Genomic DNA, 9,844 nt, shown 5'->3' on the forward strand with positions numbered 1-9,844 from the left:
CGTGGAGTCCCCGATCCGGCACGCCCGGACGTTGAACGCCACACCTCGTTATGCCCTGTCCGTGGGATTCAACTTCACCGCCGTCTCCCTGCTGGCCGGGCTCCTGCTCATCCAGGCCACCACCCCCACCACCACCGGCACCGCGGCGCAGGGACGGGTGGCTGGCGCCGACTGGGCCCGGTCGGAGGCAGCAGCACCGACGGCCGGGACGGGAGAGGAGGCCGGGACCGGAGAGCAGGCGGGGACCGGACAGGATCCGCCCGCGTACGACCTACCACTGCTGGAGCAGGCCGACGAGGCCCCCTTCTTCGACCGGGTGACACCCGACCCGCTGGTCGCCACCGACGACGTCCCGGCCTACTACGGCCAGGACTGCGACGCCTCTCTCGTGGAGACCACGGTGCGGATGTGCCAGTCCGGCGACCTCGACGGTGACGTCGTCGTCGCCGTCGTCGGCGACTCCAAGATCGGCCAGTGGATGCCGGCGCTGGAGCAGATCGCCACCGACCGCGGCTGGCTGCTGCGCTTCTACTCCAAGAGCGCGTGCTCCTTCGGCTCGGCCACGCCGGTGGCGGGCGGCGAGCCCTACACCGACTGCACCGCGTGGTCGCGGGACGTCCTGGACCGGCTCACGGGCGAGGAGCAGCCCGCTGTCGTGATCACCTCCTCGATCCGCGCCAAGGCCGTGGACGAGGCGGGCCGGGACTCGCGGGAGGAGCTGGTCGCCGGCTACGTGGACTACTGGAGCCGGCTCGGGGACCAGGGGACGCGGGTGGTGGCGATCTCGGACACCCCGCAGCCGATGGAGGACCCCACTCCCTACGAGTGCGCGCTGGAGCACCCCGGTGACATCGTCGCCGCGTGCGCCTGGCCCTCCGACGACGGCATCGGGTCTGCTGCGCTGCAGGAGGCCGCCGCCCAGGTCGACACCGCGGAGTACGTCGACATGAACCCCTGGGTCTGCCCCGAGGGCACCTGCCTCGCCGTCTACCGCAACGTGCTGACCTACCGCCAGGGGTCGCACATCACCGCCACCTTCGCCGCGATCCTGGCGGACCCCCTGGCGTCCTTGCTGGCACCGCTGGTCGAGGGCACCTCCTCTCAGGCTCCCTGACGACTCCCGACGTCGCGATCCACCTGGCGGGCGCAAGGGTGCAGGAGTCCGGGCACCAGATCGCCGAGCTCTGCCCGTGCGACCTCGTCCAGGTGCGGCGCGGGCACCCACCTCGGCCGCCGACCAAACCAGGTCGAGCACACGTCGGCGACGGTGAGCAGGTCCACCGGCAGACCCGAGCGGTCCGGGTGCAGGAGCGAGGGCTCCAACCACACCTCCACCTCGTCGACCCGGACCCGGCAGGGCTGCGCTCCGGCGAGCACGAGGACGCGCGGGTCGAGGACCACCAGGAGCTGCACCCGCACGTCCTCCAGCCTGGTCAGGGGTACGAGCCGGCCGTCCGAGCGGACGATCCGGTCGAACCAGCCGTCGTGCATCTCGGTCCGCGTGGCCGCGGCGGGCGGCACCGCCTCCAGGTGCCAGAGCCCGGTCCGTCCCGCGTCGCCCTGCTGAGCTGGTCCGGCAGGAGCATCGCGCTGCCCGGACGCCGACGGGTCGAGCAGGTCCAGGTCAGGCGCCATGCCGTCGTGTGTCGGGTCCTGCGACAAGTCGCCCAGGTAGGCCACCGCGAGCCGGTCCCAGTCCGGGAAGGAGTCCAGGCCGCGCAGGAAGGTGCGTGGGACCGGGAACGGCAGCCCCCGGCCCGGGTCCGGGACACCCTCCTGGCGGTGCCACGCCCGGTAGGTGCCCTTGAACGCCAACCGTTCGGGCGAGGCCCACTGGTAGGTGAAGTCCCCGCGGGACAGCGTGCCGGCCCGCAGCCGGGTGATCGCCAGCGGTGACCCGGTGTCCAGGAGGGGACCAGCCTGGGAGGTGAGACGCTCGGCATACTCCGAGTCGGCACCCTTGCGGATCGGGGCGAACGGGCCGATCCGGTCGATCACGGTGCGGCGCACCATCAGGCTGGAGGCGTTGTCGCGGACCGCGCGATAGCCGAACCACTGGTGGGTGAGGTCGTCGCGGGCGCGCACCGCGAGGCTGCGGCTCGCCGGGGCGGCGGGGTCGTCCAGCAGCGCCCGGGCCTGGTGCTCGATGCGTCGTGGGTGTGACCAGTCGTCGGCGTCCTGGACGGTGATGAGCTCCCCGCGCGCCTGCGCCAGGGCGGCGTTGCGCGCGAGGTAGCTGCCGCCGTTGCGGTCCAGGCGCAGCAGTCGGGCGCGGTCCTCCGTGGCCAGGGCGCGCTCGAAGATCTCCGCGTAGCCCGGGCCGGAGGCGTCGTCGACGACCACGATCTCCAGCTCGCCCCAGGTCTGTGCGCTGATGGAGGCGAGGGAGGTCAGCAGCCCCTCGTCCGGGCGGTAGCACGGCATGATCACGCTGACCAGCGGGCCACCGGTGGCCGTGCCGGCCAGGCCCGGTGCGGATCCGAGACGGTCGAAGAGATGACCCTCGTCCTGCGGGTCGCTGGGCGGCGTGACCGTCACCGGCTCCAGGCCGGCGTCGGTGAACCGGGCCGCCAGCAGGCGCTCCCACTCGGCGTGGGCCGCCGTGGAGACGGCCGGCGGTTGCGGGCCGAGATAGGGGTTGGCGAGGTCGACCTCGAGGTCGTGCCGCACCGCCGCCGGGAGCCGGGTCAGGTCCCCGAGGGCCTGGCGGAGCAGGTCGTGGCGGCCGGCCAGGAAGAAGGACTGGGCCAGGCCCTGATGGTGGCGCGCTGCCAGGGCCGGCAGGAGGCCCCGCGACCACAGCGCTTCGTAGAGGTCGGCGGCGAGCTCGAGCTCCTCGCCGCGGCGGGCCAACCCGGCCAGGGCGAGTGCGAGGGCTGCCACGTGCCCGGCGCCACCCGGTAGTGGCCGGGCGCCACCACCCCGCACCAGCTGCTCCAGGGTCAGGTCCCCACCGGTGGCTCCTAGCGCGAGCGCATCGAGGACGGCGGGTGAGGTGGTGCGCAGCGCGAGGTGGGCCAGTGCGTCGGGGTCCTCGCCGCGCCGCCACAGCTGCCGGGCGGTCCAGGAACCGGGCCGGCCGAGCGGCTGGAGCTGCGCCACGGTGCCTCCCTCGTGATGTGACCACCCGAAACGTTACGCGGTAGCGTGCGGGATGCACGAGCAGGCCAGCGCCGTGCCCGGATCGCTCCGGCCCGCACCCGACCGAGGAGGACACCGGTGAAGAAGCTGCTCCTGGTGGGCGCCGGCGCCGCGTGCCTGCTCACCGTGGTGGCCGTGGTCGGCGCCGTGCTGGAGTGGTGGTGGCTGGTGGTTGCGGCCGCGATGGTCCTGCTCAGCTGCGCCTTCCTGGCCGCGCTCGATGCCGACCGGCGGGCCCGCGCCCTGCGTCCTCTGGTCCTCAAGGCCGTCTCCAGCGCCGGGTCCGTGGCCGCCGAGCGGGTGGCGCCGCCGGTGTCCGAGGCCGACGTCGTCGGTGCGGTGCGCGTGCTGCAGGCGCAGTACACCGGCCGGCTCGACCGGATGCAGGCCGCGCTGGACCAGGCGGTCACCCAGCTCCGTGCCGAGGGTCAACGAGGCCACGACGAGAAGGTGGGGTCGGACGACGTCGGAACCCCTGCACACCATGAGGGGGAACCGGCCACCCCTGGTGAGCAGGCGTGACCGGCCCGGTCGCGACGAGGGCACAGGTCACCCGCGACCACGGGGTGTTCGCGCAGCGTGACCCGGACGCGCTCGTGGCCACGGCGCTGCGCACCAAGTCCCTCCACGCCCGCGAGCTCCTGGCCGACCTGGCCTGGCCGGGCCACACCCCGGAGGAACTCTCCGCCTGGGCCGTCAGTGGAGACCCGTGGCCGCGACCGGAGCCGGCGATGGATCCCGCCTGGGTCGCCCGCTACGCCCAGGTGCTCGCCGTCCAGACCGGCCTGCCCGAGGAGCGGGAGGCCGCGCGGGCGATGCTCGAGGCGGTCCTGCCCGCCCACGAGGAGCACCCGCTGCCGGACCGGGCGGTCGAGCTGCTCCTGCAGCTGCGGGTCGCCGCGCGCGACGTGACCGCGCGGCAGCTGGCCCGGCACCGGGCCGTCCGTCGCCCCGTGGGCCTGGCCGCCCTCGCCGACCTGGCCAACCCGGCCCTGTTCGCCGAGGCCACGGACGAGGCCTCGTGGCTCCAGGCCCTGGACACCGCCCTGGGCAGCGAGGGCATGGCGCCGCTGGCGCTCCTCCCGGGCGGGGCCGGACCGCCGCCCGCGTTCGACAGACTGGCCGCGCCGACCGCCGAACCCGTCCCCTCGCCATACTGCGTGACGGTCATCATGAGCGCCTTCCGCCCAGGTCCCGCGCTCCTCACCGCCCTGCGCTCCCTGGTGGAGCAGACCTGGGACAACCTCGAGATCCTGGTCGTCGACGACGCGTCCGGGCCGGAGTATGCCGCGGTGCTGGACCGCGCCGAGGCGCTCGACCCGCGCATCCGGGTGATCCGCAAGGCCGTCAACGGTGGCACCTACCGGGCGCGCAACACCGCGATGCGCCAGGCGTCCGGGGATTTCCTCACCGTGCTGGACTCCGACGACTGGCTGCACCCGCAGGCGATCGAGGTGGGGGTCCGGTGGATGCTCGAGCGTCCCGGGGTGATGGCCACGATCTGCCAGGGCGTGCGGGTCAGCGAGGACCTCGAGCTCAACCGCCCGGGCTACGTCCCGCGCGTGACCTCCGCTCCGTCGATGATGGTCCGGGTCCACCCCGTGGTTGACCGGATCGGCTACTTCGACCCCACCCGCAAGAGCGCCGACACCGAGTTCGCCCGCCGCATCGAGGCGGCGTTCGGCGAGCACAGCGTCGCCCGGCTGCCGGTGGTGGTGACCTTCCTGCGCGGCGGTGACACGCTGTCGGCCGGCGAGTTCTCCCGGGGCTGGCGGCACGGCGCGCGGCACGCCTACAAGTGCGCCTACCGGCCCTGGCACGAGCGGATCCGGGCCGGGGAGGAGGACCCGTTCCTGGACCCGGCGCAGCCGCGACGGTTCCCCGAGCCACGGCGCTGGGTCACCCCGATCGCGCCCGACCTCGGGCCGCTGACCCATATCGACCTGTGCCTCGCCGGGGACTGGCGCCGCTGGGGCGGGCCGCAGCGCTCCATGATCGAGGAGATCCACGCGGCCCGGTCGGCCGGGCTGCGGGTGGCGGTCATGCACCTGGAGGCGTTCCGCTTCATGACCACCCGGGACGACCCGCTGTGCGAGGCGGTCACCGAGCTGGTCAGTGCCGGTGTCGTGGAGTGGATCCACCACGACGACGACGTGGACATCGACGTGCTGATGATCCGCTACCCGCCGATCCTGCAGCACCCGCCCGCCCGCGGGCGCCAGACCGTCCGGGCCCGCCACGTGCTGATCATGGCCAACCAGGCGCCCCTGGAGCCGGACGGCTCCGACCAGCGGTATGTCGTCACCGACGTCACCGAGCGCACGCGCGAGCTCTTCGGCCGGGAGCCGCGGTGGGTGCCCCAGGGCCCGGGGATCCGCAGGGTGCTGCGGGAGCAGGACCCGGACGTCCGGCTCACCGAGTGGGACAACCCCGGCCTGATCGACGTCGACCGGTGGACGACCGGCGCGCACCGCCTGCCCGAGCCAGGGACGCGTCCCGTGGTCGTGGGCCGCTACAGCCGGGACAACATCATCAAGTTCGCCCCGTCCCTGGAGCAGATCCGGACCGGCTACGAGTTCGGTCCCGGCTACGAGGTCCGGATGATGGGGGCGGTCAACACCCTGTCCAAGCTCCTGGTCCAGCAGGAGCTCACCCGGGCGGACCTGCCTGACAACTGGGTGCTGCTGCGGCACAAGCAGGTCGAGGTCACCGACTTCCTCGCCGGGCTCGACTTCTTCCTCTACCTCGACAACCCGCACATGTTCGAGGCCTTCGGGCGCACGCTCCTGGAGGCCGCGGCCAGTGGCGTCCTGACGATCGCCCACCCCAAGCACGAGCCGTCCTTCGGGGACACGATCGACTACGCGCTGCCGGGGGAGGCGCAGGCCCTCATCGCCCGTTATGTGGCCGACCCCGGGCAGTATGCCGAGCGCGTCGCCTCCTCGCGGGCCCGGGTCCAGGAGCGCTTCGGGCACCACGCCTTCGTGCAGCGGCTGCGCGGGCTGGTCGGGACCGGGAGCGACGGGGAGCCTGCGCCGGCCGCGTCGGGTGGCGACTCGGCCGGGACCGGCTGGCGGGTCCGCACGGAGAGCATCCGTTCCGCCGCGGACGCCGGTCGGGCGGACCGCCTCAGCGTCGTCCACCTCGCCGGGGCCGAGGACCCCGCCGCCGCGTGGTGGGCCGAGCAGCTGCAGCGGCACCCGGGCGACGGGTTGCCGCAGGCACTGCTGGACACCGCGCCGGCTCACGTCGGTGCGCTGGTGAACTGCCGGGACGGGCTGGTGCACCTGGCGGCGCGGGACGGGGCGACGGGGGCCGTCCAGGCCCTGGGTCTTCCGAAGGTCGTGCAGGAGCGGGGCACGGACCGGTTGCTCGACCTCGCGGACCTCCGGGTCCCGGACGGTTGGCGGGCCAAGGCGTGGTGGGCCGGAGCGGACGGGTCAGTCGGGTAGCTCGGCCGCCAGCTCGTCGCGCTGCTCGTCGTCGAGTCCCAGCAGCAGCTCCAGCAGGTGCCGGTCGTTGAATGGCAGCGCCACCGCGTGGGTCAGGTCGCCGTCCCGGAAGTCCCCGGCCTGCGACTCCCACGACGCCAGGTCGTGCACCCCGGCCCCGGCCGAGTGCAGCTCGACGGTGTCACGCGGCAGCGCCGCCCGGGCGAACGCGCTGGCCACCGTCGACCCGCGCGGGAAGGACAGGCGGTGCGCCACGGCGAAGACCGACTCCTCGGGGGGCGCAACAGCCCGCACGACGAGGTGGGGCAGGCCGACCCGGTGGGCGAGCCTGCTGGCTGCGAACATGTCGAGGGCCTGCTCGGGGCCCTCGCGCGCCGACTCGGTGGCGAAGTGGGTGAAGGCGAATCCACCCTCGCGCGGGTGGGCCAGGTAGGCCGCGAGCACCGCCCGGCTGGCCGGACCCGCCGTCAGGGCGACCGCGGGTCGTCCCTGTCCGGTCAGCAACCGGGTGTGCGCCGCGAGGCGGTCGCGGACCCGCTCGAGGACCGGGACCCCCGCGCTGGGCGTCGGCTCCGGCTGCGTCCACGGGAAGTATCTACGGACGGTCGTTGCCCCCGCCGGGTCGACGCGCAGGAGCGAGTTCGCCGGGAGGAGCGTGGCGCCTGCGACCAACGTCTCGTGCGAGCCGACCACCGCCCCGTCGTCGGTGTGCCAGACCTGCTGGCTGGCCAGCGCGTCGGTCAGCACGGTGAGGCCACCGTCGGCCGCGTGGGCGAACAGGGTCCAGCGGCCGCCGAGCCCGGCCGCCGCGCGGACCAGGGGATCCTGCCCGGCAGTGGTCGAGTCCTCGGTCGGTCCGACGGCGAGCCGGGCCAGCCGGTCGGCGATCACCAGGGCGTCGGCAGTGTCGTGGTCGATGTCGACGGGCCGGCCGAGCAGCACGACGGTGCTGCCGTCGTCGGCCGTGGCCCAGGTGAGCGGGCCGCGGGAGTGATAGGTGCGGCCGCCGATCTGCCGGCTCGGCCAGGTCGCGACGTAGGGCGACTCCGGCACGCCGGGGGAGCGCACCAGGTAGCCCCCGCCGAACGCGACCTCCGCCACCGGTCCGCGGGCCAGCAGGGCCGTCCCGGCCGACGGGTGCCCGGCCGTGGCGCCGTCCACGGTGCCGGCCTCGCGGGCGCTGCGCTCCCGCACCGTCAGCACCCGCTGGCGGACGGCGCCCGCCACGCGGTTTCGGACCCGGCCCACGGTGCCGGTGACCTGGTGGGGGAGCCGGCTCACGGCATACTCCCCGCGTCGGTCCCGCGCACCCGGGCCACGGCCCGCCGCAGCCTGGGCCGCAGGTGGGGGCGGGCGGCCACGAGGTCGCGCCAGGTGATCGGAGCCTCGCCCGGCGCCGGGAGGGCCGGCCGGGTGAGGGCCGGTGGGTGCAGGTCGGGATCCGCCAGCTGCGGCGCCGAGGCGAGCAGGGCGTGCAGCAGGACCTTCTCCTCGCGCTGGCGGTAGGGCAGGGACTGCATGAGCTCGATGAGGCCGCGGGCGTTGAACGGCATGAGCATTCGGTGGGCGAAGTCACCGTCCTGGTACTTCAGGTAGCCCCACTTGCCCATCCGCTGCTCCCAGTAGAAGACGTCGTGGTAGTCGTAGCCGCCGATAGCGTCCGTCGTGAACTGTGCGTAGTCCAGGTAGTCGCCGAACGCGGCGTGCGCCATCCCGGGGGGCAGGTCGGTGCGGTGCGACACGATCTCGAGGAGCCGCTGCGGGCTGATGGGTACGTCCTGGCGGTCGGTGTAGAAGGTGGTGCCCAGTTCCGCGCCGATGGACTGCAGGTGGACGATGTCGTGGGGCAGGTCGGCCCACATCGCGTGGGCGGCCCCCGTCGAGCCGCGTCGCACCGGGTAGGTCCGGTCGTAGATCTCGGCGAAGACGCTGCCCGGCGCGGGCTGGCGCCAGCGCAGCACCCGGTGCTGGAGGCCGACGGCGGCGGCCAGCGCGCTCGCGGTGAACACGTCGAGCGGTGCACCCTCGCCGACCAGGCCGTCGCGCGGGTTGTAGTAGGTGAAGGCGAAGGAGTCCTCCCGCAGGTGGGGCAGGGCCGCGGCGAGCGTCGTCCGGCTGTCCTTGCCGCCCGTCAGACTCACCACGGGGCGACCGAGTGAGCACAGCAGCCGGGTGTGCTCCCGGAAGTAGTCGATGAACTGCTCGGTGACCGCCGCGGTGTCGGCTCGCTCCACCCGCTCCTCGAACGGCCAGAACCGGCGGTGCTCCACGCTGGCCGAGCCCCCCGTCATCCTGACGTGGAGCAGGTGGTTGGGCACCAGCGGGAGCACGTCCTCGTGCGTGGTCATCGTGCCGGGGAGGAAGACCACCCCCTTGGCGCGGGCCGTCCGGAGGTCCCGCATCATCTGCTCTGCGGCGGCGTCCGCGTCGGCCCCCACTGTCGCGGCGACCAGCGCCGGCTGGGAGCCCAGCGCGAGCCCGGACCGCGTGGACCAGAAGACCGCCTGCGTGGCCTGGCAGTCCGGGACCACGGTGATCGCACCGTCGCCCGGGTCGAGCACGGCGGTCCACCGCCCCCCGAGGTAGGCCAGGTGGTGCACCGCAGCGTCCAGCCCGGCCTCGGTCCAGGTCTGCAGGGCGCGGTCGGTGATGGCCTGGCCGTCGGCCGTGCCCGCGGCCACGTCGACCGGCGTGCCGAGGATGACGACGCGCTCCGGCCGGTGCTCGCGCGTCGCGGTGTGCAGCCGGGTGCGGGGATGCGGGTGGTAAGTGAGCTGCCCCAGGTGCTGGCTCGGCCACCCGTCCACCAGGGACGGCGCGGCGTTGCCCCCGCCGCGGATCAGGTAGCCGCCACCGAAGGCACCGTCGACGACCAGTGCGTCGCGGTCCTCGCCCACTGCCTCGGGGTCCTCGCCCGCAGCGTCCGGGTGCTGGGTCACGGGTGCGCCTCCCCTTCCGGTGACGTGTCAAGAGTATGGCGCGCGCCAGGTCCGGCGCGACGACCTGCCGGTGGTGCCAGGAGGGGAGTGAGCGTCTGACGTCTGCGCTGCGTGCCCCGAGACTTCAGCCGGATGGCCGACACCAGGTCGCATTGCGTGGACTTTGGTGGCTCATCCCAATCCAGGGTGTAGTTGGGGTCTGAATCCGCCGGTCTCCAGGAGTGCTCTGGCGATGTAGTTGGTGAGGTTGCGGAAGCCGAGGGCGGAGCCGCGGAGGTGCTCGAGCCGTCCGTTAATCGCTTCGGTGGGTCC

The 9,844-nt window shown here is 73.9% G+C and carries 7 protein-coding genes; 3 read left to right on the forward strand and 4 right to left on the reverse strand.

Going from position 1 to position 9,844, the window contains the following annotated elements; translation table 11 throughout:
• The coding region (locus MWU75_RS19450) for an SGNH hydrolase domain-containing protein (protein ID WP_281497553.1) at window positions 1-1,114 on the forward strand (1,114 nt) is incomplete at its 5' end.
• Here the strand turns inward: MWU75_RS19450 and MWU75_RS19455 are convergent.
• On the reverse strand, window positions 1,102-3,102 hold the full coding sequence (locus MWU75_RS19455) for a glycosyltransferase family 2 protein (protein WP_247094091.1): 2,001 nt from the start codon (window positions 3,100-3,102) through the stop codon (window positions 1,102-1,104). The two genes, MWU75_RS19450 and MWU75_RS19455, sit on opposite strands and share 13 nt — an antisense overlap.
• 117 nt (window positions 3,103-3,219) lie before the next feature.
• Here MWU75_RS19455 and MWU75_RS19460 point away from each other — a divergent pair, with 117 nt between their 5' ends.
• Together MWU75_RS19460 and MWU75_RS20125 are read left to right on the forward strand one after the other, a co-directional pair.
• Window positions 3,220-3,663, forward strand: coding sequence for a hypothetical protein (locus tag MWU75_RS19460; RefSeq protein ID WP_247094094.1), 444 nt, complete (start codon window positions 3,220-3,222; stop codon window positions 3,661-3,663).
• Complete coding sequence (locus MWU75_RS20125; protein WP_348647819.1) at window positions 3,660-6,593, forward strand: glycosyltransferase; 2,934 nt, start codon at window positions 3,660-3,662, stop codon at window positions 6,591-6,593. The genes MWU75_RS19460 and MWU75_RS20125 overlap by 4 nt, the downstream gene beginning before the upstream one ends.
• On the opposite strand, the gene MWU75_RS19470 is transcribed toward MWU75_RS20125, so the two are convergent.
• The 3 genes from MWU75_RS19470 to MWU75_RS19480 form a co-directional block, all read right to left on the reverse strand.
• Entirely contained in the window at window positions 6,582-7,874 is a 1,293-nt protein-coding gene (locus MWU75_RS19470) for a hypothetical protein (RefSeq protein ID WP_247094096.1), read from the reverse strand. The genes MWU75_RS20125 and MWU75_RS19470 overlap by 12 nt on opposite strands.
• Window positions 7,871-9,532, reverse strand: a complete 1,662-nt coding sequence (locus MWU75_RS19475; RefSeq protein WP_247094098.1) for a hypothetical protein — start codon at window positions 9,530-9,532, stop codon at window positions 7,871-7,873. Before MWU75_RS19475 ends, MWU75_RS19470 begins: the two co-directional genes overlap by 4 nt.
• A 171-nt stretch (window positions 9,533-9,703) precedes the next feature.
• The coding region (locus MWU75_RS19480; protein WP_247094100.1) for a transposase at window positions 9,704-9,844 on the reverse strand (141 nt) is incomplete at its 5' end.

Origin of the sequence: Ornithinimicrobium sp. F0845 (assembly GCF_023015765.1) — a bacterium.
In the GTDB taxonomy this organism is placed as follows: Bacteria; Actinomycetota; Actinomycetes; order Actinomycetales; family Dermatophilaceae; genus Ornithinicoccus.